The organism is Streptosporangium sp. NBC_01639 (assembly GCF_045209755.1).
Classification (GTDB): Bacteria; Actinomycetota; Actinomycetes; order Streptosporangiales; family Streptosporangiaceae; genus Streptosporangium.
In genome coordinates, this window is the sequence record NZ_CP109272.1 from 8,522,968 (window position 1) to 8,547,478 (window position 24,511).

The following is a 24,511-nucleotide window of genomic DNA, read 5'->3' on the forward strand; positions in this document are numbered from 1 at the left end:
ATCTTTGCCCTGCGACGGCGGCGGTTTACGGTCGCCGATCGTCCTGCCGAGCGTGCCGGCGACCTGCCGCGCCGCAGCGGCCCGGGACGGCACGGGTGAACACCCGCGGTGCCGCGCGCCGCTCAGAAAGCGGGCTCGTCCTCCGGCGAAGGGACGGCGATCGCCTCAGCGACCGCCTCGGCCCGGCTGCCGACGCGTCCGGAGGCCCGCAGGATCTCACCGGTGGAGGGGTCGATCACCAGGCCGTCCAGGACGAGCGTCGCGCCGTCGCCGGTGTCGGCGGCGTCCGGGCACCAGCGCGTCATCGGGCAGACGCGGCACCACGGACCGGGGGTCGGGCGGAAGGCGACGTCGCGGTGCCAGGCGCGGGCGCGGTCGGACACGACGGCCCGAGCGGTCGCGAGCACCTCCGGATCTCCGGCGTTGAAAGTGACCACGTCACCCGACGCGGGGGTGAGCTGCTCCAGCTCGACCAGCCCGCCGGTGTCGCCGAAGGCGCCGTCCGCGATCAGGCAGACCGCCAGGGCGAGCTGCGGGACCAGGTCCAGGGCGTTCTCGGCGGTGATGCCGCGGTGCACCGCGGAGGTCTTCTGCTCCCGGTAGACCAGGCGCCCGTTCACCCGGCGGATCAGGTCGGGATTGGCGACGACCAGGACGTCGGCGTCGGAGTCGTAGGCGGCCACCCGGGGTTCGGGCGTGACATGGGTGACCCCGCCGCCGGCCAGCGGGCACACGCGCAGGTGCTGGAGCAGGTACGGCCAGGCCTGGCGGTAGTCGTCCCGGCTCACCGCCGGCCCGGCCCACGCGAGGTCGCCGGTCTCGGGGTCGGGGAGGCCCTCCGGTGTGCACGGGCCCGCCCCGGGACGGCCGTGCGTGATCTCCAGCCACCGGTGCACGACCAGCCCGCGCCGGACCGCCGCGCTCTCGGAGTCGTCGGCGGGCAGCCGGAGGTCGCGCATGTGCGCCTGCGCCGGGCAGATCTGGTACTGCCGGGCCGTCGTGATCGACCAGGTACGCCGGTGGGTCCCTCGGTCAGGCAGTCCCAGCAGCCCCGGCGTCCTCGGGAGCGTGCCGCACGAGGCGCGGAGCTTGCAGTCCGCGCAGTCGCCACCGGGTGACCGGTGCCCACCGGCCAGCAGGCCGGTGGCCACCGGCCGGGCGGAGGCGAGATAGGCGCGCCGCACGTCCTCCGGCGCGGTGTCCACGAGCACCGCCGCGGCGCCGTCGGTGAGACCGACCTCGACCACCCGCACCCGTGCCGGGTCCGCGGCGGGCTCACGGACCGGGACGGGAACGCTCCGGTAGAGGTCCTGGGTGCCGCCCACCGCCCGGTCGCCGGCCGCGGCCACGTAGGCCATCGCCAGCGTGGCCGGATCGGCGGCCCGGCCCAGCGGACGCCGCAGCCGCAGCCGGCGGAACTCCACCACGGTGCCGTCCGGCGAGCCGTACCAGCGGCCCCATGCGGTCAGGGCCCGCATCTCCGCCGGCGAACCGCTCCGCTGGACGATCCGCGGATGGCGCTCCGGACGGAGGTCGCCCCCCTCCGCAGCCAGGCTCTCGGCCGTCTCCAGGTAGGTACGGCAGGCATGCAGGATCCAGCGGGCGGCCCCGGGATGCACCGGGTCGCGGTTGCCCTCGACGGCCTGCCCGACCGCCTCGTCCACGTCGGCGCCGTCGAACTCCACGGCGTCCAGCACCTGCATGACCAGCCCGAGCGGGAAGCTTTCCCAGGGGGCGAAACGCCGGCGTTCGAAGACCTGAGGCCGCACGTCCGGGCGGGCCTTGGCCGCGGCGAAGTCACCGCAGTCGCTTTCCCGGCGATCGAGCATGCTGGCTGACAGCCGGACGATGTCCGGATTCCCGACGAGTTCCGACCGGAGGGTCATGTCGCCTCCTGGCTACTTTGCATGAAGGACACCTTAAGTACGGGGAGCCGAGTTTTTTGCTGCATTCCCGGCTGGATGGTGCGGGGAAGCCCCGGAGTCCCGCTCTCCCGAGTTCTGCTTACTCATCTCTTTACAACCCTTGACTCTGACTGTAAGTTCTCATTCAGTTACTCAACGCATTCAAGGGATGGAGTTGAGCATCATGCCGGACAACGGCACCGAGCGTCTCCCCGATCCACGGGTGGCGTTCGCGGAAACGACAGCGACCGATACGGGCGAAGCGGACGCGCGTCTCGGGACGGCGGATCGCATCGCCGTCGCCGCGGGGGCCGACGACCACCTGCCGCCCCTGGCCGAGGAGGCCGTCGACGACAGGCCGCTGGCCCAGCGGTTCACCGAACCGGAGGAGTAGACCATGGAGCTGCACTTCCGTAACCGCTACACCTCCAAGGTGTGGGTCGCGATCATGTTCTACAGTCCCGACGGCTGCCGTGACTACGGCCAGTGGGGCACCCGCGGCTGGTGGGCCATCGATCCCGGCGGGGAGGCGCACGTCCTCAACACCAGCAACCGCTACGCCGCTTTCTACGCCGAGGCCGCCAACGGAGCCATCTGGACCGGTCCCTACGGTCCGATCTACGTCTACCAGAACGCCTTCGACTCCTGCCTCAACATCGGCAGCACCGCGGCCAGGCGCGTCGGCACGCGCCTGGTCGACCTGAACGGTTACTCCCGCTACTACGTCAACCTCACCGCCTGACCCGGCTGTCCGGCAGCACCCCTCCAACGCCGGCGTCTCCGCACGCGGCCCTCCTCGCCGCCTGAGGTCAACCGCTTCGGCCCCTGCGCGCGGCACCCTGGCCGCCTCCTGTTCCCACCGGATCTCCCACCCCTCCACCGTGATCCTCCGTTGAGACCCCGCCCTGCCCACTCGTGCAGGGCGAAGGGCCGGCCGTCCGGCTCGGTGGTGGCAGGTGTTCCGGGCGCCCGTCCGCCGGGACGTCACCGTACGGCCGCGTAGCCGGGAGGGGGAGGGTCAGGTGCGTTCGATGATCACTACGGGGATGTCCCTGGTGGCCTTGGCCTGGTAGCTGTCGTACGTCGGGAAGATCTCCGCCATCTTCCGCCACAGCTCGGGCTTCTCCTCGGGGGTGGCGGAGCGGGCTCGTGCGGTGAAGGTGTCCGCGCCGACCTGGACGACGACGCCGGGGTCGGCGGACAGGTTGAGATACCAGGCGGGGTGGTCGGCCGAGCCTCCGTTGGAGGCCACCACGAGGTAGCGGTCACTGTCCTGGCCGTAGATCAATGCGGTGCGGCGCAGCGTGCCCGACCTGCGTCCCCGGGTGCTCAGCAGCAGCGTGGGCACGCCCTGATAGATGTGGCCTTTCCGGCCGGCCGTCTCGACGTAGGTGCGGATGTGCTCGGCGACCCACCCCGTCGGGCTGTCCAGGATCTCTTCGTCGTCGTGCCGTGCCATTCGTCCTCCTGAGCCAGTGGATCTTCCACCCTATTCAGTTTCAAGGTCGCGATGGGAGAGTTCGACACAGCTCCGCGATCCGGCGCGTGGGTCACCTCACCACCGCCGAGACGGCGAACCCGGCCCTCGTCCGCGAGCCGGTCGGCGAGCTCCGGTCCCACTGCGCCAAACGGAACGGTTCGCCGCCGGCTGAGCGTCTCAGCGCCGGGGCGACGGCCATGCATTGGGGCGGCAGCCGTACAGGGACTTGGTCTGCTGGAGCATCACCGGGGCCCGCCTGCCCGGTCCCGGGCAGGACACGTGGCCGTGGCCGAGGCCGTGGCCGACCTCGTGGTTGATGACGTACTCCCGGTAGGAGGCCACATCGTGGCCGTAGCCGCGCACGCCCTCGTTCCAGCGCACCGCGTTGATGGTCGCACGCCTGCCGTTCCAGCACGACAGGGTGCCCAGGGTGATCATGGGCAGGCACTGCCGGTCCGTCGTCGCCGGGCTGGACAGCGACACCCTGATCTTCACGGGGCCGCGCGCCACCCGCTGGAACCGGAAGCCCCAGCTCCGCCGGTCGTTGAGGATCCGGTGCACCTCGTCGGCGAACTCGCGCCCGTCGAACGGCAGGCCGCGCTCGACCTCGACCACGTATCTGATCACCTTGCCCTTGCGGCCCGCGGGGGGACGGGCGCCGCCGGGGACGACGGCGTAGCGACCGCTCGCCGCCTTCGGCACGGTCACCTTCGCGGGTTGGCGCCGTCCGTTGGCCATGAGGAACGTCTGTTCGGGCTGGGACGTCCGCACCGGCTCGGGCGGCGGGGTGGGCGTCACCGAGATCTCGGGCAGGGCGACCGCGGACGGTGCGGGCCGGTCGGGGGGCTGCGGGGGTCCGCCGGCGACCGGTGTGGGATGACCGCTCAGCACGGCACCGCCGCCGACCAGCAACAAAGCTAAATTAAGCAGGCCAATAACCCACACAACGGCCTTAAGGTCATGACCCTTTACGTTCCTCAACATAGGCCGTAAACCTTATTGCTTCCGCCGTTTTTGTCGATCACGGAGGAAGACCTGAGCAGGCAGGTGGCCGACGGCCGCTGTGCCACCGGTGCCGTACGGGCCTCCGGGGAGGATCAGTCCGGATTTTGGCGCCAGAAGCGCGATCTTGACGACGATTCGATGACGACGGCTGTTCGTCCTGGTGGAGCAGGCCGGCGGGCCTGCTCGTGCCGGTGGATTCCCGGTCAGATGAGCAAGTGGCCTGTTACCGCCGGTTCCGGCCCGAGGTGACGGGGGCGGAGCTCAAGAGGTTCTTCCGGCTGGACGCCAGCGCACCGGATGTTCCGGCCGGTAAGCGCCGTCCGGCGACGAAGCCGGGTTTGGCGTTGCGGTGGGCCCGGTGCCGATGCTCGGCACGTTCCTGCCCGAGAACCCGCTGGAGGTGCCGGGCGAGGTGGTGCATGGTGGCTCGTCAGGTCGTATGTATGAGGACTCGGCCCAGGTTGCGGCGGGTCTCGATCAGTTCGACGGCATCGGCGATCCGTTCCATCGGAAACGCTTTATGAGCCGGACGGAGCTGACCGGCTGCCAGCATCTTCCACAGTTCGGCACGGCGCTGTCCGATCAGTTCAGGATCCTGGCGACCGATCGATCCGATGGAGAACCCGATCACCGTCTTGAGGTTTCCGAGGAGACGCTCGCGAGGACCCTTGCCAACGAGACGCGGGCCCACGAGGGTGACCTCACCGCCTATCTGGCGGCCGGACACCTCCTCACGGTCTACCGTGTTCTGTTCGCCGATGTTCTCCGGCGCATCCTGGCAGGCGAGGAGAACGAATCAATCCGCACCCACGTGGCCGAGCCCGCCCGCCGCGGCTTCGACCTGCTGCAGCCCGTACTCGGCGACTACGCGGTTCGACGGGCCGGCACACCAGTGAGCGGAAACTAGTGTCCTGCGCCGGAAATTCGTCGGCAATATCGGGCGAGTGATTCGAGGATCTCTTCGGTGGTCTTGGTCCAGATGAACGGCCGGGGATGGGTGTTCCAGTCGGCGATCCAGGCGCGGATGTCTTTCTCCAGAGCCTGCACGCTCTGGTGAACACCGCGCCGGATCATCTGGTCGGTCAGGAAGCCGAACCAGCGCTCGACCTGATTGATCCAGGAGGATCCGGTCGGGGTGAAGTGCAGGTGAAAGCGCGGGCGGCGGGCCAGCCACGCCCTGATCGCGGGGGTCTTGTGGATGCCGTAGTTGTCGCAGATCAGGTGGATGTCCAACTCGGCCGGGACCGTCTTGTCGATCGTGGTCAGGAACTTCTTGAATTCGGCGGCCCGGTGCCGGCGGTGCAGTTCGCCGATGACCGTGCCGTCTTCGATGTTGAACGCGGCGAACAAGCTGGTGATGCCGCTGCGGGCGTAGTCATGGGTGCGGCGCTCGGGCGTGCCGGGCATCATCGGCAGCACCGGTTGCGAACGGTCCAGGGCCTGGATCTGGCTCTTTTCATCCACGCACAGCACTACCGCTCGCTCGGGCGGGTTGTGGTAGAGGCCGACGACGTCGACGACCTTCTCCACGAACAGCGGATCGGTCGACAGCTTGAAGGTGTCGCAGAGATGTGGTTTGAGGCCGAAGTCGCGCCAGATCCGTCCGATCGTCGACTTCGACAACCCGCTGCGCTCGGCCATCGAGGTCCGCGACCAGTGCGTGGCGCTTTGAGGCGTCTGCTCCAGCGTCGCCACCACGACCTGTTCCACCTGATCCAGCGTGATGGAGGGTGGCCGGCCCGGGCGCTGTTCGTCCACCAGCCCCTGCAATCGCAGTGTGATGAACCGGTTGCGCCATTTGGACACCGTGTCCCGATGCACCCGCAGATCCCGGGCGATCTCCTTGTTGTCTCTGCCGTCCGCACACGCCAGCACGATCTTGGAGCGCATCGCCAGCATCTGTGAGGACTTCGCCCGCCGCGCCCAGCGCTCCAGCGTCGCCCGCTCGGTGTCGGTCAGCGTCACTTCGGCCTTCGGTCGTCCCGTCCGCGCCATGACAGCATTTTAGACTTAGCCGACAAATTTCCGGCGCGGGACACTAGTGCCGCGTCGGGCAACGTTTGCCCAGCGAGGCCTGTGTGATAGCTTCAGCGGCGCCGTGCAGCAGTACGACTGGAGGAGGTGAGACCGATCAACGCTGTGATGACAGATCGGGGCTCCCTCTTGTGCATGGTCTAGGGAGCGCCGACACAAGGCACCCCCGAAAGGCTTTGAAACGCTATGCGCTTCAGCTTGACCTCTCAGACGTCGACCGACGGCGTCACCGAACAGTCCTTCACCCTCGGCGAGATCACCGGTGTGCTGTTCACGCCGCAAGGCGCTACCGGCCCCCGCCCGCTGATCCTGATGGGACACGGCGGCGGCCAGCACAAGAAGGCTCCCGGCGTCCTGGCCAGCGCGCACCGGTTCGCCGCCGAAGGGTGTTTCGCCGTCGCCGCGATCGATGCCCCCAACCACGGCGACCGGCCGAAAGATGAGCGGTTCATCCGGTTCGCGGGTGACATGCGGGCCCGTATGGCCGCCGGTGAGGATCCGACCGAGCTGGTCGCGGCCATGCACGACCTGCTGGCCGGGCGGGCCGTCGCCGACTGGCAGGCCGTGCTGACCGCGGTCCAGGAGCTCGACCACGTGGGCGCCGGCCCGGCCGGCTATTGGGGTGTGTCGATGGGCTGCGGGATCGGTGTGCCGCTGCTCGCCGCCGACTCCCGGATCCGCGCCGCGGTGCTGGGCCTGCTCGGCGTGCACGGGCTGGCCGCACCCGCCGCCCGGGTCACCGTGCCGGTGCAGTTCCTGCTCCAATGGGACGATACGCGAGTGCCCAGAGACCAGGCCCTGGCGCTGTTCGACGCCCTGGGTTCCACCGACAAGACGCTGCACGCCAACCCCGGCGACCACGGGGGAATCCCCGCGTTCGAGACCGACGATGCGCTGCGGTTCTTCGCCCGGCACCTTGGGTAAGGCCGCCGCCTTATCGCCGGTGACATAGCCGGCGACGCGCCGGCCGGGGTCTGTTCCCGGCCGGCGCGTCCGAGTCAGACCGTTCGGCATGGCCGAGCGGGGCGTTCTGCCGCTACCTGCGCAGCCTCTATCCGTCCGAGGTGCGGATCGCGATTCGGAGGGAAGGGTCATGGCTTCGAATCGGCTGCCAGGCAGGTACTGCCGTTACCTGGAACGGCAGTGACTCCCGCCGGCCGGTAAAAGACCGTTTGCTGGAGTCGGGCCGCGCGGAAGGGCCGGCCCTTACCGGATGCTCAGCGTCTGGGTGGGAACCTTTCGACGTTTATTCAGCTGGAGCGATATGCGTGCGACATTCATGTACGGGGCCGGTGACGTGCGGATCGAGCAGATCCCCGATCCGGTGCTCCAGGAGCCGACCGACGCGCTGGTGCGGGTCGTCCGATCCTGTGTCTGCGGTTCGGACCTGCACCCGTACCACGCCATGCCCGCCACCGCCGAGGGCAGCCCGATGGGCCACGAGTTCGGCGCCACTGACGTGGTCGCCGAACGCGGCCAGGAGGGCATCGCCGAGGTCCGTGAGCTCACCGGCGGCCATGGCGCCGCCAAGGTTCTGGAGGCGGTCGGGCACCTGCCCGCCTACGAGCAGGCCTTCGGCATCGTCCGTCCCGGTGGTGTGATCTCCCGGGTCGGGGTGCCGCAGTACGACGAGGCGCCGGTCGGGTTCGCCAGCCTGTTCGGGCCGAACATCACCCTGACCGGCGGCCCCGCCCCCGTCCGCGCCTACATCGAGGAACTGCTGCCGGGAGTGCTGGAGGGCACCGTGCAGCCGGGCAAGGTCTTCGATCTCACCATGGATCTCGACGAGGTGACCGGCGCCTACCGCGCCATGGACCGGCGTGAAGCGCTCAAGGTCCTCATCCGGCCCTGACCCGGACCCGGGGCGCAAGCACCGGCAGGGCCGGACCGTCTCACCCGGCAGCGGACGGCGTCGGCGCGACCCCGCCGAAAGGAGCAGAAGCACTCACGGCGATCAGCGACGCGGCACGGCGCAACCACGAGGAGCTGTCTCTGCCCATCAGATCACCGCGCCGCGACGATCAAACTCGTGCCCGGCGGCCCAAGGGGCCTGCCGGCGCGGTGCCGGCAGGCCCGGAGGAGCCCAGGCTCGCTTGCCCTACGGGACCGGGGTCGTCCGGTCTAGGAGTGGGGGCAGGTGTCCTGATACTCGGAGATGTTCCGGTCGCCCTGAGGAGCCGGGCACAGGAACTGCTCGTAGCGGGTGTCGTCGTCGATGAAGCGCTTCAGCCAGGAGATGCTGTACTTGGCGATCGTGGTGTTGGAGATGTTGGGCGCGAAATGGCTGGCACCGTCGAGCTCCAGATAGGCCTTGTTCAGGGAGGACGGCAGGCTGTTGTAGAACGGCTTGGAGTGCGAGGCGACCGGGGCGATCGTGTCGTTCTCGGCACCGACGATCAAGGTCGGGACCTGAACCCCCGACCAGTTCTTCGTGAGGTTCCACCCGGTGAGCGGGATCGCCGCCTGCAACTGCGGTCGGTCGTCGGCCGCCTCCAGCGTGCCGCCACCGCCCATGGAGTGACCCATGACGCCGAGCCGGCCGGCGTCGATCCGGTTGGCGGCCGAACTGTCCTCGACCAGGTAGTCGAGCGCGGCCAGCAACTGGCGGCCCCGGCTGGCGGGCTGGTCGCTCCGCGTGATGGTGTCGATGTTGAAGACGACGAAACCCTGGGAGGCGATCCGGGGGGCCAGCCAGGCCATGCTGGACTTGTCGGCGGTGTAGCCGGGGGCGATGGCGACGGCCCCGAACGTCCCCGCACTGGTGGTGGTCGGATAGTAGATCGTTCCTCCGCCGAAGCCGGTCACGAGCAGCGACGAGACATTCGTCTCCGCGACGGCGAACGGGCCGCGGAGGGCCTCGATGCTGGCGTTGGTGGGAGCGGGGCCACGTTCGTACGGGTTCGCCGCGACGTGCGCGGTGGGAGCGGTGAGGGGGGCGGCCTGGGCGGCGGGGGCGAGGAGGGCGCCGCCCAGGACCAGTGCGAGGGTCAGCTTGGCGGCCGTCCCCGCGCGCCGGGCCGGGCCGGACGGACGCGGTTGCGGACGGAGGGGGGTGGTGGGGTCTGACTGCACGTCGCTGTACTCCAGTTCTGAGGAGGGGAACCAGCTCGGCGGCCACCCACACCGAGGACCGGCCGATACGGGGGGAGGTATGCGGCGACGGCCTCCGGATGGTCTGCTGACCACCGACAGTCGCAATTGTCAGATCGCGTTGTCATTCACGCATCGGTTGAATCACCCGTCTCCGCGCGGTCCGGGGCCGTGGCACCCCATCGGCCGGCGCAGTCGGGGTGCCGTGGCGGGAGCCGGGTGACCGGAGCGGACCGCCGCCGCAGGGGGTCAGGACAGCAGCCGGACCAACTCCACCCGGGAGCGGATGTCGAGCTTGGTGAAGATGTTCCTGAGGTGGTGCTCGACGGTGCGCGGGCTCAGGTAGAGCTGGGCCGCGACCTCGCGGTTGGTGGCACCGTCGGCGACGATCCGCGCGATCTGAAGCTGCTGCGCCGTCAGCTTCTCCGCCGTCCTGGGGCCAGGCGACCGGATGGCCTCACCCGCACCGCGTAGCTCCGCGCGCGCCTGCTCGATCCAGAGCCGCGCGCCGGACCGCTCGAATGTCTCCAGCGCGCCGTGCAGGTGCTCCCTGGCCGCACCGGGACGCCGGTTACGACGCAGCGCACTACCGAAGAGCAGTTGGGTGCGTGCCGTCTCGAACTCGCAGAGACCCCGTTGGTGAAGGTCCAGCGCGTCGCGGAAGCGCTCCTCGGCCTCACCCGGCGCGGCCAGGAGCGCATGGCAGCGCGCCGCCAACGCGAGCCGATCGGGACTGCGGGTGCTGCTCACCCAGCGGTCGAGCACCTGCAACGCCGCCCGTGCCTGCTCGTGCTCGCCCGTCCGTACGGAGGCCTCGACGAAATGGGGGGTCGCCATGACCCGTACCACGAGGTGACCGTTCGTCCCGTCCGCGCGGGCCGTCGCCCGCAGCCGTTTCGCCGCGCTCGCGTGACGTCCCGCCGCGAGATCGAGATGGGCCAGTGCCCAGTTGCCGAGTGCTCCGGTGATGCCCAGGCCGTGGGCACCCGCCAGTTCGATGGCGCTGCCGGCCCTGATCCGGCAGGTCTCTTCGTCGCCCTCGACGGCCGCGGTGAGGGCGAGCCAGGCCAGGTGCTGGCCCGCGCTGTTGAGCTGGCCGGCCTCCTGAGCCAGCCGTAGTCCCTCCACCGCGTTGGCGGCGACCGAAGCGTAGCGGCCGGTCCAGATCTCAGCCTGGATCATGAGTTCCAGCACCTGCGGCACCGTGGAGACCGCTCGCCGGACGCGAGCGGTCTCCACTGCGCGGGCGGACAGCCGCAGGGCCTGGATGTCGTCACCGAGCAGCAGACTGGCGATGCCCGCCCAGACCAGCACCGACGGATCGCGCACCGAAGGCGCGAGCCGCAGGACCCGGTGCAGCGGATCCGCAGCTTCCCGGTGCCGGCCCTGGAAGGTCGCCGCGGTGCCCGCCAGATACTCGAACATCAGCTGGGTGGCCGCCGGATCATCCGGACGGCGTAGTGCGGCGGCCTGCCGGGCTATGACAAGGAAGCGGGAGTTGTCCCCGGCCAGGTAACTGGCTTCACTCGCGCGCAGGAGCGCGCGTACGGCCTGCCCGCGATCCCGGTCGAGTAGCCAGCCGGCCGCAGCCAGGAGCTCGTCACGGGCGTTGTCGGTCTTCCCGCTGCGCAACTCCAGACTGCCCCGGATCAGTTCGGCCTGCCCCCGTGCCCCTTCGGAGACGGTGAGGGAGCGCAGGCGGGTGAGCAGCGATCTGGCGCGCTGCGGAAGACCGGCGTGCCAGGCGCGGATGGCCGCGGCGGCCAGACAGGCGGCCTTGACGTCTCCCCGGGACGTGAGCTCGGCGGCCCGTTCGAAAGCGAGAGAAGGCGCGGGATAGCCTCCGTGGGAACCGACGGCGGCCGCCGCGGCCAGCTCCTCGGCCAGTTGCTCACCCGGCCCGTCCAGCGCGGCGGCCCGATGCCATGCCCGCCGGAGGCGCTGGTGATCGTGGTCGAGAACACCGGCGAGCAGGCGGTGGGCCGCACGCCTGCGGGCGAGTGAGGCCTCGAAGTAGACCACCGGCCGCATGGCCGGTTCCCGGAAGTCATAGCGGTCTTCCGCACCGTGGACGATGACGCCCGCCCGCTCCGCCGGTTCCAGCATGGTGAGGGCGCACCTCCGATCGGCGGCCCGGACCAGCGTGATCGTGTCCAGGTCGGGGTCGGCGGCGAGCAGCAGGAGCATGTCCCCGGTCTCCTCGGGCAGCCAGGCCAGCTGATCCGCGTACGCGCGCCACAGCCGCCCGCCTGGCGGCAGCATGCCGGGTGGGGCGGCGGTGCCGGCCACCTGCGCCGGGTCGAGCGATCCGACGAGTTCGCCGAGGGCGAGCGGATTGCCCCGGGCGATCTCGATCAGCGACGCCCGCAGTTCCTCGCTGAGTCCCGCCGGCGCCAGATCGTCGACCAGTCGCCTGCACGCGTCCTGGCCGAGGCTCCCGAGCCGGATGCCGGAGATGCCCTCCGGCGCCGCACCGCCATCGTGGGCCCCGAAGAGCAGCACGATCCGTTCATCGGCGAGGCGCCTGGCCACGAAGAGGAGCGCTTCGCGGCTGGGCACGTCGAGACGGTGGATGTCGTCGACGCATACCAGCACCGGCTGTCCCGCGGCCGCCAGGAGATTGAGAACCGCTGCGGGCAGAGCCAGCCCGACCCCGGCCGCCCCCACCTCCAGCGCTCGGGTGAGCACCTCCGCCTGTGCCGGTGGCAGCGCGGGCAGCAGGTTCACGACCGGGCGGAGCAGGCCGTGCAGTCCGGCGTACGGCAGGCCCGCCTCCGACTCGACGCCGCGGGTCCTGAGCACGACGAACCCGTCCGCCTGGTCCACCGCGAAGCCGAGCATCGCGCTCTTGCCCGTCCCCGGTCCGCCCAGCAGGACCGCCGCGCCTCCCCGCCGGCCACGGGCATCGTGGAGCAACTGCCGAAGGACGTCCTTTTCCGCGTCACGGCCGTACAGCGCCGGCGACCGGGTGACAGGGGAGGCGGAAGACATGTCCTAGTGTTACGCCGACATGTCACGGCTGAAAAGGCCCGACGGCGACCTTGTCCACAGCGGTCCCGTGGTTTGCGCCGCCGTCCGGCCGGTCTGCGGAGAACCGGTGGTTTCACCGATGCGTGGCACCGCCGTGCGATGGTCGCCCTCCGACCCGTCCAGAATCTTGACGACTCCGTGCCGCCGGGTTCGGCCGGCATGATCACCCTGAGGTTCGGGCGGGTGGCCGGTGCCGCGGCCGGTCCGCCGCGCCTGCCCTGATCCGCGCCCGGCCGCGCGGGGTCGTCAACCGGGAAGGACGATGGAGGCGGGCGGAACGTGGTCGACGAGCCAGACGCCGTTGGCGCTGATCCGGAATTCGTGGCCGGCCCGGTGCATGTCCCCGGCGCGCACCACCAGGATGACCGGCCTGCCGCGCCGTGCGCCCACCCGGATCGCCGTCTCGCGGTCGGGGGACAGATGCACCGCGTGCCGGTTCATCGGCCGCAGCCCCGCATCCCGGATCGCCGCGATGTGATCACCCACCGTGCCGTGGAACAGGAATTCGGGCGGCTCGGCCACGGGGAGATCCAGGTCGACGGCGACGGAGTGGCCCTGGTTGGCGCGGATCCGGTCGTCTTCGACGGCGAAGCGCTGCTTGTCGTTGCCGGCGACCACCTGGGCGAGCTCCTCGCGGGTGATCGGAAAGCCGTGCCGCGCGGCGGCGGCCAGCAGCAGGCCGATCTCCGTCCAGCCCGCCGGGTCGAGCGTCAGCCCGATGCGGTCGGGCTGGTGGCGCAGATGCCTGGACAGGAATTTGGAGACTCGGATGAGCCGTCTGTCGTCCATAAGACTCCAGCATGCCGGGTCGCCGCGCCGCCTTCCATGGGAACGGCTCCGTGACCCCCGGCGTTCCGGCCGCTTCGCCGACGCCGATACTGGAACGATGCTGAGCAGCCAACGCTTGCGGGTGCTTCTGGAGATCTTCAGGACGGGGAGCATCGCGGGAGCCGCTCGAACCCTGCGGCTCTCGCCCTCCGCCGTGTCCCACCAGCTCTCCAAGCTGGAGGAGGAGGCCGGCGTGGGCCTGGTCGAGCGGGGCGCGCAGAGCCTGCGGCTGACCGCGGCCGGGCGGCGGCTCGCGACCCGGGCACAGGAGGTGCTCGACATCATCGAGGCGGCGGAGAAGGATCTGCTGGCGCAGGCCAGGGCCGACGCCGGGCAACTGCGAATCGGTTTCTTCGCCTCCGCGGGATACCGGCTGCTGCCGCTGGCGCTGTCGACTTTCACCGCCCGCCACCCCGCCGTGGAGCTCGACCTGGTGCTCGGCCAGCCGCACGAGCTCCTGCCCGACCTGGAACGCGGCGCGCTGGACGTCCTGGTCGTCTTCGAGCACGCGCTCGATCCCTGGAAGCCGCCAGAGGGGGTCGAGGTCATCCACCTGTTCGACGAGCCGCAGCTGCTGGTCGTGCCGCCGGGCCATCCGGCGGGACAGCGGCAGCCGGTACGGCTCGCCGACCTGGCCGGCGAGCCGTGGATCACCACGTACGGCACCGACACCCCGGTCTCGGTGCTGGAGCGTGCCAGCGCGCTGGAGGGATTCAACCCGATGATCCGCTGCCGCAGCGACCACTACGAGGTCACGCTCGGACTGGTCAGGGCCGGGCTGGGGGTGGCGCTCGTGCCCAGCCTCGGCGCGCAGGGGGCCTCGGGCATCCAGGTGTGCAGGCTGGACGGGCCCCGCCTCTACCGCAGGATCGGCGCCGCCACCCGTCCGACCAATCCCAACCCGGCGCTGCGCTCCTTCATCGACTATCTGCGCGACGCCTCGGCCCAGATCCGCAACGCCCTGCGCTGACTCCTCGACGATCCGGCCGAACCCGGGATCGGACCCGCGGTCCCGAAGCCGTCGAGTGGAGCGACGCCATCGTGCGCACCGGCTTCCAGCGGCGCCGTTGGTGCCCGCGCGGACGGAGCCGTCGCCGTCGAGGTGCCGGGGGACACGCCGGCACGGTCGGCCGGCGTGTCCCGGGTCAGCGGTCGAGAGGCAGGCCGGCCAGGTGGCCGATGGCCAGGCCGGCCTGGCGGACGCTCTCCACCAGGGCGTGCTCGTCTCCGCAGGGGCCGTTGGCCAGCACGGCGTAGCCGATCCGGCGCCCGGAGCCGATCATCACCCCGACGTCGGCCCGCACCCCGGCGTCGGTGCCGGTCTTGTTCGCCACCCAGACCCTTCCGGGCGGAACGGAGGCGGGGACCTCCCGGTCCTCCGGCTCGTGCGGCAGCAGGGCGGGGACCAGGCTCCGGTCGGTGTTGTGCGCCATCCAGTCCAGCATGAGCCGGGTCCACTCCCGCCGGCCGTCGAGCCCGGCCGCGAACCGGGCGAGCTCGCCGGCCGTGCCGACGGCGAAGGCCGGCGGGTGTGCGGGCAGTCGCGGCTCGCGGATCCGGTCGAGGATCCGCGTCCGCGCGAAGCCGAGCGCGGCGGCGTCCTCGGCCACCCGGTCCAGGCCGAGCCGGCGCAGCAGCGCGTTGGTCGCGGTGTTGTCGCTCACCGACGCGATGAGTACGGCGAGATCCCCGACCGTCCAGCGGCGGCCGGACAGGGCTCCCAGGAGACCGGAGCCGCCGCAGCGGTCCTCCTCCCGCACTTCCACGATCTCGGCGGGATCGAGCTTCCCGGCGGTGATCCCGCGTGCCACCGCGGCGAGCAGCAGCAGCTTGCCGGTGCTCGCCAGGATCAGTTCGACGTCCTCGTGAAGGGAGATCAGCCCCGGCACCGACACGGCCACCGTGCGCGCGGCCTCGCCACCCGGCACGTCGAACTCCGTCATCGCCCCATCCTCCCGGAACCCGTCATCCTCCCGGAACCTGTCGTCCTGTTCGGGCCCGGCGTCGTTCCCGGGCCCGTCATCCTTCCAGAGGCCGCGATCACGGTCGATCACGCGGTCACCGCTCACGTGGACAGCACCGCCCCGGGCCGGGCACCGGTCTCGGTCCCGTCCCGGACCACGGTCCGACCGGCGACGATCACCGAGTGGATCCCCGACGGCGGGACCAGCGGGTCGGTGAAGGTGGCGCCGTCGGCGACCGTGCCGGGGTCGAAGACGACCAGGTCGGCGTGGGCGCCGTCGCTGATGACGCCGCGCCCCGCCAGCCCGAACCTGGCCGCGGCCATGCCCGTCATCTTGTGCACCGCCGTCTCCAGGCTCAGCAGTCCCAGCTCCCTGACGTAGTGCCCGAGCACGCGCGGGAACGTCCCCGCCCAGCGGGGGTGGGGCCGGCCGCCGGGTTTGGGCACGCCGTCGGAACCGATCATCGAGTACGGCGCGGCCAGCACCCGCCGCACGTCGTCCTCGATCATGGAGTGGCTGATGATCGTCATCTCGCCCTGCTCGGCGATCAGCAGCTCGGCGACCATGTCGAGGGGGTCCTGGCCGCGCACGGCGGCCAGTTCGGCGATCATGTGCCCCTCCGTCTCGGGGTGGCGCGGCGCGCAGGCGATCGAGATGCGGTCCCAGCCGCCGTTGCCGACGGTGTTCTCCCAGCCGGGGACGCCCTCGGCGATGGCCCGGCGCATCAGGTCACGCTGTCCGGGATCGGCCAGCCGCGCCGTCAGCGCGGCGATCCCGCCGTCCGAGGCCCAGGGCGGAAGCATCGCGCCCAGTGCCGTGCTCCCCGCGGTGTAGGGGTAGACGTCGCAGGTCACGTCCATGCCCTCGGCGCGCAGGGCAGCGAGCTTCGGCAGGGTGCGCCGGGTCAGTCCCCAGGCGTACTTGCCCGCTGTCTTGTGGTGGGAGACGTGCAGCGAGGCACCGCTTCTGCGCCCGATCTCGACGGCCTCCTCCAGCGCCTCCTCCACCCGCGACATCTCATCGCGCAGGTGGGTGACGTACGGCTTGCCGTGCGCCGCCGCCACAGCCGCCAGCGCGACGACCTCATCGGTGCTCGCGTAAGTACCGGGGGTGTAGATGAGCCCGGTCGACAGCCCCGCCGCCCCCGCCGACAGCGCCCGGTCGAGCAGCGCGCACATGGTGTCCAGCTCGCCGGGAGTGGCGGCACGGTCACCGGGGCCGATCACCCCGGCGCGGAGCGTGCCGTGCCCGACCAGGGAGGTGAGATGGTTGGCGCGGGGCACCGCGGCGTGCGCGGCGGCGAACTCGGCGAAGCCCTCGTACATCCCGACGTCGCCGCCGAAGTAGACCCGGGTCTCGGCGCGCATCGCGGCCAGCCGTCCGGGCAGGGCGGGGAAGAGGCTGGAACCGCAGTTGCCGCAGATTTCCGTGGTGACCCCCTGCAGGACGGAGGCCCGGACCATGTCGCCGCCCAGCTCCCCATCGATCAGGGTGACGCCGTCGGAGTGGGTGTGCACGTCGATGAAGCCGGGGGCGAGGACGAGACCGGTCAGGTCCGCGGTCTCGCGTGCGGCGGCGGGGGCTCCCGGCGGCAGTAGGGTGAGGCGGCCGTCGAGCACGCCGACGTCGGCGTGCCGGGCGGCGGTCGCCGCCGTACCGTCGACCACCAGGCCGCCCCGGAGCAGCAGGTCGAAGTGGGTCACAGGACCTGCCCGAGGAAGGAGCGGAAGCGCTCGTGGCGCGGGTTGGCGAGCACGTCGCGGGGGTGTCCCTGCTCGACGATCACGCCGCCGTCGATGAAGATCAGGTCGTCGCCGACCTCGCGGGCGAACCCCATCTCGTGGGTCACCACCATCATCGTCATGCCGCTGGCGGCCAGGTCCCGCATGACCGCGAGTACTTCCTGGACCAGCTCGGGGTCGAGCGCGCTGGTCGGCTCGTCGAAGAGCATCAGCTTGGGGTCCATGGCCAGGCTGCGGGCGATCGCCACGCGCTGCTGCTGGCCTCCGGAGAGCTGGGCGGGGTAGTGGTCCGCGCGGTCGGCGAGGTCCACCCGCTCCAGCAGTTCCAGCGCCCTCTTCCTGGCCTGGCCTTTCGCGACGCCCTTGACGACGACCGGGCCCTCCATGACGTTCTCCAGCGCCGTGCGGTGCGGGAACAGATGGAAGCGCTGGAACACCATGCCGATGTCCTGCCGCTGGCGGCAGAGCTGGGCGGGGCGCAGGTGGTGGAGCCGGTCCTCCTGTTCGGCGTAGCCGATCAGGTCGCCGTCCACCCAGATGCGGCCGGAGTCGATGGTCTCCAGCCGGTTGACGCAGCGCAGAAGCGTCGACTTGCCGGACCCGGACGGGCCGACGACGCAGACCACGCCGCCTTCGGGAACGTCCAGGCTGATGCCCTTGAGCACCTCCACGGAGCCGAAGCACTTGCGGACCGAGCGGATCCTCACCTTGGGTTCGACCATCACGCGTTCCCCCTGCCGAACGGCCGCAGGTTGCGGCGGACCCTGACCTGCAGCGCGTGGTGGCCGCGCTCGAAACGCTTCTCGATGAAGTGCTGGCCGACGCTTGCGATGGTGGTGAGCACGATGTACCAGATGGAGGCCACGATGAGCATCGCGATCACCTCGAAGTTGCCGAGGTAGATGCGCTGGGAGACCGTCAGCAGCTCGGCGCCGGCGATGACCGAGACCATCGAGGTGGTCTTGAGCATCGAGATGAACTGGTTGCCGGTGGGCGGGATGATCACCCGCATCGCCTGGGGCAGCACGACCCGGCGGAGCACCTGCCGGTGTGACATACCGAGCGCCTCGGCCGCCTCGCGCTGGCCGGGGTCCACCGAGCGGATGCCCGCCCGGACGATCTCGGCCATGTAGGCGCCCTCGTTGATCGCCAGGCCGAGCAGGGCCGCGGTGAAGGGCGTGATCAGCTCGTTGGCCTGCCACTCGATCAGCTTGGGGCCGTCGAACGGCACGCCGATGCCGAAGGAGGGGAAGACCAGCCCGATGTTGAACCAGAAGATGAGCTGGACCAGCAGCGGGGTGCCGCGGAAGAACCAGGTGTAGAGCGCGGAGGTGCCCCGCAGCACCGGACTGCCGGACAGCTGCATCACGGCGGCGAGGATGCCCAGTGCCAGGCCGATCACCATCGACAGCACGGTGAGCTGGATCGTGACCCACAGGCCGCCCAGGACCCTGCCATCCGTCAGGTACTCGGCGATGACGTCCCAGTGCAGGTTCTCGTTGACGATGATCGTGTAGGCCAGCCAGATCAGGGCGAATCCGGCGACCACCCCCGCGACCCATCGGCCGGGCCGCGGCGGGCGGACCGCGTCGATCGGCAGGTCCGCGACGTCGGCGGCCTGCGGTGTCTTGGTCACTTCCACGGCTTGGTGTTCACCATGACCTCGGGTACGGCGTTGCTCGCGACGCCGTACTTCTCCAGGACCGCCTTGTAGCCGCCGTCGGCCGTCAGCTCCTGCATGGCCTTGGCCACGGCGTCGCGCAGCGCGGTGGTGCGCCGGTCGACCGCGATGCCCCAGGGACCGGCGTCGTACTGTTCGGGCAGCACGTCGTACTTGCCGGTGTCCTTGGCGTACATCGCCGCGACGGGCGAGTCGACGATGGTGGCGACCGCACGCCCGGAGTCGATGCTCAGCAGGCCGGTCGGCGCGTCCTCACTCTGCATGATCTGCATCTTCTTGGCGCACTTCTCGTCCTGCCGCTGCCCGATCGCGAGGTTCGAGCTGCCCTTGGCCAGCACGACGGTGCGGCCGCACAGGTCCTCAAGGGTCTTGATACCCTCGGGATTGCCCTTCTTGACCATGATGGCTCCGCCGGCGTTGAAATAGTCGACGAAGTCGACGGCGGCCCGGCGCTCCTCGGTGTCGCTCATCGAGGACATCACCATGTCCCAGCGGCCGGCCTGCAGGCCCGGGATCAGGCCGTCGAAGGCGGCGTTGGTCACCTTGGCCTTCAGGCCGAGCTTGGCCGCGATCGCGGCGGCGAGGTCAGGGTCGACGCCGGTGAGTTCCTGGGTGCCCGGCTTGTACATCTCCATCGGCGGGTAGCCCTCCGAGGTCGCCATCCGGAGCTCGCCCGTCTTACGCACGGCCTCGGGCACGAGGTCCTTGGCCGTCTTGCCGGCCGCCGAAGCGGCGCCGGCGCCGGCGCTGGTCTCCGACGACGAGCGCCCGCAGCCGCCGGCGAACGCCGATACGGCCAGCGCGACGGCAATGACCGAATACAGGCGCTTTGTCATAGAACCTCCCGGTTTGCGAATAGTTGAGTTTATGGTGTCGACGGGAGATAACGGCCCCAACAGTCATGAATGCTTGCGAGTCTTAGCATCGAAAACTTCGACCCTGAGACCGGACGAAAGCCATAAAGCTCTACCTTCGACCTCATGAGCTTGGTGATCGAGAACGGTTGGCCGCGCACCGCGGCATGGACCGGCGGGGAACTGCACATCGGCGGGATCGGCGTACGGGAGCTCGCCGCCGAGTTCGGCACGCCCGCCTACGTCCTCGACGAGGCGGAGTTCCAGGCACGCTGCGCGGAGTGGCGGGACGCGCTGCCCGGCGGGGAGGTCCACTACGGAGGCAAGGCCTTCCTCTGTCCTGAGGTGGTGCGCTGGCTGGACGCGGCCGGCCTCTGCCTCGACGTGTGCACCGGGGGCGAGCTGGCCGTGGCCGTGGCCGGGGGAATGGATCCCGCGCGGGTGGTCTTCCACGGCAACAACAAGTCGGTCGCCGAGCTGCGCCGGGCCGTCACCTGGGGTGTCGGCTGCGTGGTCGTGGACTCCTTCGCCGAGATCGAGCGGCTGGCCCTTCTCGCGGGCGAGGCGGGGGTGCGGCAGCGCGTGATGATCCGGGTCACCCCGGGGGTGAAGGCGCACACCCACGAGTTCATCGCCACCGGCGGCGACGACTCGAAGTTCGGGTTCTCGCTGAACGCCGGGCTGGCGGCCGAGGCGGTCCGCCGGGTCCTGGCCGCCGCCTCGCTGGAGCTGACCGGGCTGCACTCCCACATCGGCTCGCAGATCACCGATCTGGGCGGTTTCACCCTGGCCGCCCGCCGGATGGCCGATTTCCTGCAGGCATGCGAGCGCGAGCACGGCGTGACGATCCCCAAGATCGACCTCGGCGGCGGCCTGGGCATCGTCTACCGGCCCGGTGACCCGGTCCCGCCCAGCCCGGCCGAAGTGGTCGCGGCGCTGCGTGAAGCCGTACCGGCCCGGGTGCGGCTTGCCGTCGAGCCGGGCCGCTCGATCGTCGGTCCCACCGGCGTCGCCCTCTACGAGGTGGGCACAGTCAAGGAGATCCCCGGCGTCAACACCTACGTCAGCGTGGATGGCGGGATGAGCGACAACCCGCGCCCCGCCATGTACGGCGCCGCCTACACCGCGCTCCTGGCCTCCCGCTCCTCAGACGCCCCCTCGCGTAAGGTCACCGTGGTCGGCAAGCACTGCGAGAGCGGCGACGTGCTTATCCGGGACCTGCCGCTGCCCGCCGACGTACGGCCCGGCGACCTGCTGGCGATCCCCGCCTCGGGGGCCTACCAGCGGTCGATGGCGAGCAACTACAACCACGTGACGCGACCCCCGGTGGTCGCCGTCCGCGACGGGGCCGCCAAGGTGATCGTGCGCCGGGAGACCGAGGAGGACCTGCTCCGCCTCTACCTGTGTTGACGAGTACGGAGCCGGGACCGGGCGGGGACGCCTGGGGTCACCGCCCCCGAATTCGAGAGGCGTTGAACTGACCGCCGTCGAACCGGGCCGCATACCCTTCCGGTCCCGGGCAACCGGGTCGAGTTCACCCGGTGTGCTTCGCTCTCGCGAAGCCTCGAACGCTTCGTCGCGTAGGGCCGTTCCGTGTCCGCCGGGGCGTCTCAGGTGTTCCCGGCGTCTGTCGGAATGGGCGTGTTCTGCGTACGGACGTACTCCAACAGATCATCTTCGTCGATGACCTCGTCGGCGGGCGGGGCTGCGATGGCGAGGTGGAATCCCCAGCCGGTGTAGCGCGTGTCGCTCCACTTGACCAGCGGATCCTTCCCCACTCCCGCGGTATCGGAAGTGATCAGGCGCTTGAGCAGACCATCACGGTCGGTCCACAACCGCCAAGAGATCTTCCCCTTGCTCTTCCCGTCGATGGGCTTACCCGAGGTCCAGTTGATGAACGCGCCCTTGAAGACCTTGCTCAGCTCCTCGTAGCTCATGGTGCCCCGGTAGAGGTGACCGCCGGAGACGGGCGTGCTTGTCGAGCGCTTCAGCACGGTCTTCATCATGGACGGTTCGTACACGTTGATCGGCTGCAGGCTGGCGTCCTGGGCCATGTCTTGGGCCATGCCTCCCCTGTGGTTGTTCGGAAACCGGATCCACTTCTTACCCTCCGGGACCGGCCCGGGGTACCGGCCGTCGTCGTCGTACACGTCTTTACCGACGCGGATCACACGGTAGGGATCCGGCTTCTTGGACGGGAGCCCGTCAGCCCGGGGACGGGAAAGGTCCCACCAAGTGAAATCCGCGGCTACCGGGCCCGGCGGGGCGAGCTGGAGACTACCGCTGATCCGGGTCCCGGTTCCGGAGACCTTCGACTCCTTACCGAAGGAGTAGCGGTTGGTCTCGGAAATCCGAACGCCGTGCTCGTTTCGGAGTTGCCGCTTGAGCGCGGATGCCGGATCAGCAGCGCCTGCCTGCGCGGCGGCGGGGCTTGTGGCGACCGGCACGGACGTGATCAGTACGGCGACCGCCAGGGCAGCCCATCGTCCCATAAGCCATTTGTCCTTTTTCTTGAGTTTTAGGGCATTTATTGGAATGGTTGAGGATCAATGAGATGGTAACGGGCGCATTCCGCCAGAGACATGTCCGCTTCGGCGTTCGGACTCATGCCACGGTGATCCTCGTCCTCTCCACCGACAGGCGAAGACCCATCGGCTGCAATGCCTCCGCGGCGTCCCTTCGCAGTTCTCCGGCGTGATCACGGCTGCCTGGGACGAGCACGAGGAAGCATGGCCAGAACACCCCCCGCCTGAACCAGCCGTACGAAGTACTACTAGCTGCCGACGGCCCAGCCCCGGGTCTTTTTCAGGACGGCGGCCACGCGGGCGAACTGGTCGCCGTCCAGGACCGCCCCCTCCCGCCGGAGATCGTCCTCGTCGAGCTCGAAGACCCGGTCCAGACGCAGGTAGGAGACACGGTTCTCCCGATCCCAGCGGCCGGCGCCGATCTCCAGCCACTCGCGGGGGTCACCCTCGCCACCGCGACTGGACAGCATCATCGCGAGCAGCCTCCGCCCGTGCCGGCCCACGACCAGCAGCGGCCGGTCCTTGCCGCGGCCCGGGTCCTCCTCGTAGGGAACCCAGGCCCAGACGATCTCACCGGGGTCGGCGAGCCCGTCCAGGTCGGGGGAGTAGGCCAGGGTTGCCGCCCGGTCGACGCCGTGGACCTCGCGGACCACGCCCCGGGACGGCCGGGGGTCTTCACCAAGATCGCGCATCTGGACATCTTAGGGGACGCGGGGGAGACGCCGCCGTCCGGAGTTGTCCCGGTACGGTCGCCCGGGTGTCAGAAGCTCACCGGGCCCGCACGGCCTCCGGCACGGGCGTGTCCCCGCCGATGAGTTCCAGCGTCCGGCCGTGGCTGCCGGGAGCGGCCAGCAGCGCGACGATCACCGCGGCGACGTCCTCGCGGGGCACCCGCCCACGGGGCGACGGGGGATCGGAGAGGGCGACCAGGCCGGTGCCGGGATCGTCGGTGAGCGCTCCGGGGCGCAGGATCGTCCAGTCCAGGTCACGGGTGCGCAGGTCGTCCTCGGCCGCGGTCTTGGCCGTGAGGTAGGCCGCCCACACCTCGTCGCTTCCCGGCTCGGGCGGCTTGCCCGCTCCCATCGACGAGATCTGGACGAACCGGCGGACCCCGGCGCGCTCCGCCGCCTCGGCCAGCAGGACGGCCGCCGCGCGGTCGACGGTGTCCTTGCGGGGCGCCCCGCTGTTCGGCCCCGCCCCGGCGGCGAACACCGCGGCGTCGGCTCCGGCGAGGTGGGCGGCGACCTCGTCCACGCCGGCCTTCTCCAGATCGCACAGGACGGCCTCGGCGCCGGTCGCCCGGATGTCCGGTTCCTGGTCCGGTCTGCGGATCAGGCCGACCGGTTCGTCGCCCCGTCCGGCGAGCAGCCGCTCCAGGTGCAGAGCTATCTTCCCGTGTCCACCCGCGATGACCACACGCATGTGAGTCTCCTCCCCAGACGATCCTCGCACGGCCGTACGGCCTGCCCTCCGGCAGGTGGCTTCCCAGGCCGCAGGGGGATGAACGCCGCCGGACGCCCGAGGGACGCGGCCGTGGGCGCCCACGCGGTCCGGACCCACGGCGCCGGAGCCCGGGGTCAGCGGGCCGGGAGATCCGGGCCGTAGGGGCTCTGTCCGATCTTGATGGCCGCGACCATCCGGGCCGTGTACGCCTGGACGGCCCGGTGCAGGCCGGGGCCGAAACTCACCCGGGCCACCCCGAGCCCGGCCAGTTCCGCGAGTGACGGGGTGCCGGGGTGGAACGCGATGTTGATCGGACCGTCGATCTCCTCGGCCAGTGAGCGGATCGCGGCCGGGTCGGAGGCGAGGATCGGATAGACGCAGTCGGCGCCGGCCTGCAGGTAGCGGCGGCCACGCCGGACCGCCTCGGCGAGCCTCTCGTCCGGGGTCCCCTCACCGTGCAGGTAGGTGTCGACCCGCGCGTTGATCACCAGGCCGGTGCCCGCCTCCGAGGCCGCGGCGCGGACGGCGGCGAGAAACGCGGCCTGCTCGCCGGCGTCGACCATGGTGCCCGTGCGGGGGTCGGAGTCCTCCAGGTTGCAGCCGACCGCGCCGGCGGCGGCGAGCCGCTCCACCAGTTCCGCCGGCTCCATCCCGTAGCCACGCTCCAGGTCGGCGGTGACGGGGACGCCGACCGCCCGGGCGATCCGGGCGACCGCGGCCAGCATCTCCCCGGCGGGCGCCGCCTCCCCGTCGTCATATCCGAGCACCGGGGCGATCGCCGCGCTCCCGGTCGCGATCACCGGGAATCCGGCCGACTCGACGGTACGGGCCGACGCGGCGTCCCAGACGTTGGGCACCACCAGCGGATCGCCCGGCACATGCAGCGCACGCAGCGCCATCGCCTTCTGGGTGGTCGCCGTGTTCATTGCAT

23 protein-coding genes are annotated in these 24,511 nt (G+C 70.6%); 6 read left to right on the plus strand and 17 right to left on the minus strand.

The features are described from left to right. Positions 1-122 precede the first annotated feature (122 nt). Positions 123-1,886 (minus strand): PD-(D/E)XK nuclease family protein, encoded by a 1,764-nt coding sequence (locus tag OHA77_RS38700; protein WP_406314208.1) that lies wholly within the window; start codon positions 1,884-1,886, stop codon positions 123-125. A gap of 193 nt (positions 1,887-2,079) precedes the next feature. Between OHA77_RS38700 and OHA77_RS38705 the strand changes: the two genes are divergently transcribed. After that, the gene (locus OHA77_RS38705; protein ID WP_406314210.1) at positions 2,080-2,298 is read left to right on the plus strand and encodes a hypothetical protein; all 219 of its coding nucleotides are present in this window, start codon (positions 2,080-2,082) and stop codon (positions 2,296-2,298) included. 3 nt (positions 2,299-2,301) lie between these two features. Then, positions 2,302-2,646, plus strand: coding sequence for a DUF1036 domain-containing protein (locus OHA77_RS38710; RefSeq protein WP_326823209.1), 345 nt, complete (start codon positions 2,302-2,304; stop codon positions 2,644-2,646). A gap of 276 nt (positions 2,647-2,922) precedes the next feature. Here OHA77_RS38710 and OHA77_RS38715 read toward each other — a convergent pair whose 3' ends face one another. The 4 genes from OHA77_RS38715 to OHA77_RS38730 form a co-directional block, all read right to left on the minus strand. After that, entirely contained in the window at positions 2,923-3,363 is a 441-nt protein-coding gene (locus tag OHA77_RS38715; protein WP_406314212.1) for a nitroreductase family deazaflavin-dependent oxidoreductase, read from the minus strand. A 198-nt stretch (positions 3,364-3,561) separates the two neighbouring features. Then, on the minus strand, positions 3,562-4,299 hold the full coding sequence (locus OHA77_RS38720; RefSeq protein WP_326823207.1) for a DUF3152 domain-containing protein: 738 nt from the start codon (positions 4,297-4,299) through the stop codon (positions 3,562-3,564). Positions 4,300-4,819: 520 nt separating this feature from the next. Then, complete coding sequence (locus OHA77_RS38725; RefSeq protein WP_406314214.1) at positions 4,820-5,116, minus strand: zinc-binding dehydrogenase; 297 nt, start codon at positions 5,114-5,116, stop codon at positions 4,820-4,822. 176 nt (positions 5,117-5,292) lie between these two features. Then, the gene (locus tag OHA77_RS38730; protein ID WP_406313722.1) at positions 5,293-6,384 is read right to left on the minus strand and encodes an IS630 family transposase; all 1,092 of its coding nucleotides are present in this window, start codon (positions 6,382-6,384) and stop codon (positions 5,293-5,295) included. A 237-nt stretch (positions 6,385-6,621) separates the two neighbouring features. Here OHA77_RS38730 and OHA77_RS38735 point away from each other — a divergent pair, with 237 nt between their 5' ends. Then, complete coding sequence (locus OHA77_RS38735; RefSeq protein WP_406314216.1) at positions 6,622-7,347, plus strand: dienelactone hydrolase family protein; 726 nt, start codon at positions 6,622-6,624, stop codon at positions 7,345-7,347. A 340-nt stretch (positions 7,348-7,687) separates the two neighbouring features. Further along, a complete protein-coding gene (locus OHA77_RS38740) occupies positions 7,688-8,275 on the plus strand; it encodes a zinc-binding dehydrogenase (protein ID WP_406314217.1) in 588 nt (195 codons plus the stop codon). A 269-nt stretch (positions 8,276-8,544) separates the two neighbouring features. On the opposite strand, the gene OHA77_RS38745 is transcribed toward OHA77_RS38740, so the two are convergent. The 3 genes from OHA77_RS38745 to OHA77_RS38755 form a co-directional block, all read right to left on the minus strand. Next, on the minus strand, positions 8,545-9,495 hold the full coding sequence (locus OHA77_RS38745) for an alpha/beta hydrolase family protein (protein ID WP_406314219.1): 951 nt from the start codon (positions 9,493-9,495) through the stop codon (positions 8,545-8,547). A gap of 267 nt (positions 9,496-9,762) precedes the next feature. Continuing rightward, complete coding sequence (locus OHA77_RS38750; protein WP_406314221.1) at positions 9,763-12,504, minus strand: LuxR C-terminal-related transcriptional regulator; 2,742 nt, start codon at positions 12,502-12,504, stop codon at positions 9,763-9,765. 285 nt (positions 12,505-12,789) lie between these two features. After that, positions 12,790-13,332: an RNA 2'-phosphotransferase gene (locus OHA77_RS38755; protein ID WP_406314223.1), complete on the minus strand. Its 543-nt coding sequence runs from the start codon at positions 13,330-13,332 to the stop codon at positions 12,790-12,792. 97 nt (positions 13,333-13,429) lie between these two features. Between OHA77_RS38755 and OHA77_RS38760 the strand changes: the two genes are divergently transcribed. Next, positions 13,430-14,341: a LysR family transcriptional regulator gene (locus OHA77_RS38760; RefSeq protein WP_406314225.1), complete on the plus strand. Its 912-nt coding sequence runs from the start codon at positions 13,430-13,432 to the stop codon at positions 14,339-14,341. Positions 14,342-14,516: 175 nt separating this feature from the next. On the opposite strand, the gene OHA77_RS38765 is transcribed toward OHA77_RS38760, so the two are convergent. From OHA77_RS38765 to OHA77_RS38785, 5 genes are read right to left on the minus strand one after another with little or no spacing between them, the layout of a single operon-like run. After that, positions 14,517-15,425 (minus strand): serine hydrolase, encoded by a 909-nt coding sequence (locus OHA77_RS38765; protein ID WP_406314226.1) that lies wholly within the window; start codon positions 15,423-15,425, stop codon positions 14,517-14,519. Positions 15,426-15,436: 11 nt separating this feature from the next. After that, positions 15,437-17,038, minus strand: coding sequence for an amidohydrolase family protein (locus OHA77_RS38770; RefSeq protein WP_406314228.1), 1,602 nt, complete (start codon positions 17,036-17,038; stop codon positions 15,437-15,439). Then, positions 17,035-17,799, minus strand: coding sequence for an amino acid ABC transporter ATP-binding protein (locus OHA77_RS38775; protein WP_406314230.1), 765 nt, complete (start codon positions 17,797-17,799; stop codon positions 17,035-17,037). The genes OHA77_RS38770 and OHA77_RS38775 overlap by 4 nt, the downstream gene beginning before the upstream one ends. Then, complete coding sequence (locus tag OHA77_RS38780) at positions 17,799-18,719, minus strand: amino acid ABC transporter permease (RefSeq protein WP_406314232.1); 921 nt, start codon at positions 18,717-18,719, stop codon at positions 17,799-17,801. The genes OHA77_RS38775 and OHA77_RS38780 overlap by 1 nt, the downstream gene beginning before the upstream one ends. Further along, positions 18,710-19,594: an ABC transporter substrate-binding protein gene (locus OHA77_RS38785; protein ID WP_406314234.1), complete on the minus strand. Its 885-nt coding sequence runs from the start codon at positions 19,592-19,594 to the stop codon at positions 18,710-18,712. Before OHA77_RS38785 ends, OHA77_RS38780 begins: the two co-directional genes overlap by 10 nt. A gap of 144 nt (positions 19,595-19,738) precedes the next feature. Here OHA77_RS38785 and lysA point away from each other — a divergent pair, with 144 nt between their 5' ends. Then, complete coding sequence (lysA, locus tag OHA77_RS38790) at positions 19,739-21,022, plus strand: diaminopimelate decarboxylase (protein ID WP_326823194.1); 1,284 nt, start codon at positions 19,739-19,741, stop codon at positions 21,020-21,022. Positions 21,023-21,222: 200 nt separating this feature from the next. Here lysA and OHA77_RS38795 read toward each other — a convergent pair whose 3' ends face one another. The 4 genes from OHA77_RS38795 to OHA77_RS38810 all read right to left on the minus strand — a co-directional run bounded on the left by OHA77_RS38795 (position 21,223) and on the right by OHA77_RS38810 (position 24,506). Then, a complete protein-coding gene (locus tag OHA77_RS38795; protein WP_406314236.1) occupies positions 21,223-22,059 on the minus strand; it encodes a hypothetical protein in 837 nt (278 codons plus the stop codon). Positions 22,060-22,385: 326 nt separating this feature from the next. Continuing rightward, positions 22,386-22,829, minus strand: a complete 444-nt coding sequence (locus OHA77_RS38800) for a type II toxin-antitoxin system PemK/MazF family toxin (RefSeq protein WP_326823192.1) — start codon at positions 22,827-22,829, stop codon at positions 22,386-22,388. A gap of 76 nt (positions 22,830-22,905) precedes the next feature. Continuing rightward, the gene (locus OHA77_RS38805) at positions 22,906-23,559 is read right to left on the minus strand and encodes an NAD(P)H-binding protein (RefSeq protein WP_406314238.1); all 654 of its coding nucleotides are present in this window, start codon (positions 23,557-23,559) and stop codon (positions 22,906-22,908) included. A gap of 155 nt (positions 23,560-23,714) precedes the next feature. Next, on the minus strand, positions 23,715-24,506 hold the full coding sequence (locus tag OHA77_RS38810) for an isocitrate lyase/phosphoenolpyruvate mutase family protein (RefSeq protein ID WP_406314240.1): 792 nt from the start codon (positions 24,504-24,506) through the stop codon (positions 23,715-23,717). Positions 24,507-24,511: the final 5 nt, after the last annotated feature.

What these genes read in the sequence shown, in the direction of transcription:
- OHA77_RS38700 (WP_406314208.1), bottom strand. Translation starts at nt 1,886, where the DNA reads ATGACCCTCCGGTCGGAACTCGTCGGGAATCCGGACATCGTCCGGCTG.
- OHA77_RS38710 (WP_326823209.1), top strand. Translation starts at nt 2,302, where the DNA reads ATGGAGCTGCACTTCCGTAACCGCTACACCTCCAAGGTGTGGGTCGCG.
- OHA77_RS38715 (WP_406314212.1), bottom strand. Translation starts at nt 3,363, where the DNA reads ATGGCACGGCACGACGACGAAGAGATCCTGGACAGCCCGACGGGGTGG.
- OHA77_RS38730 (WP_406313722.1), bottom strand. Translation starts at nt 6,384, where the DNA reads ATGGCGCGGACGGGACGACCGAAGGCCGAAGTGACGCTGACCGACACC.
- OHA77_RS38740 (WP_406314217.1), top strand. Translation starts at nt 7,688, where the DNA reads ATGCGTGCGACATTCATGTACGGGGCCGGTGACGTGCGGATCGAGCAG.
- OHA77_RS38750 (WP_406314221.1), bottom strand. Translation starts at nt 12,504, where the DNA reads ATGTCTTCCGCCTCCCCTGTCACCCGGTCGCCGGCGCTGTACGGCCGT.
- OHA77_RS38755 (WP_406314223.1), bottom strand. Translation starts at nt 13,332, where the DNA reads ATGGACGACAGACGGCTCATCCGAGTCTCCAAATTCCTGTCCAGGCAT.
- OHA77_RS38760 (WP_406314225.1), top strand. Translation starts at nt 13,430, where the DNA reads ATGCTGAGCAGCCAACGCTTGCGGGTGCTTCTGGAGATCTTCAGGACG.
- OHA77_RS38775 (WP_406314230.1), bottom strand. Translation starts at nt 17,799, where the DNA reads ATGGTCGAACCCAAGGTGAGGATCCGCTCGGTCCGCAAGTGCTTCGGC.
- OHA77_RS38785 (WP_406314234.1), bottom strand. Translation starts at nt 19,594, where the DNA reads ATGACAAAGCGCCTGTATTCGGTCATTGCCGTCGCGCTGGCCGTATCG.
- lysA (WP_326823194.1), top strand. Translation starts at nt 19,739, where the DNA reads ATGAGCTTGGTGATCGAGAACGGTTGGCCGCGCACCGCGGCATGGACC.
- OHA77_RS38800 (WP_326823192.1), bottom strand. Translation starts at nt 22,829, where the DNA reads ATGCGCGATCTTGGTGAAGACCCCCGGCCGTCCCGGGGCGTGGTCCGC.
- OHA77_RS38805 (WP_406314238.1), bottom strand. Translation starts at nt 23,559, where the DNA reads ATGCGTGTGGTCATCGCGGGTGGACACGGGAAGATAGCTCTGCACCTG.
- OHA77_RS38810 (WP_406314240.1), bottom strand. Translation starts at nt 24,506, where the DNA reads ATGAACACGGCGACCACCCAGAAGGCGATGGCGCTGCGTGCGCTGCAT.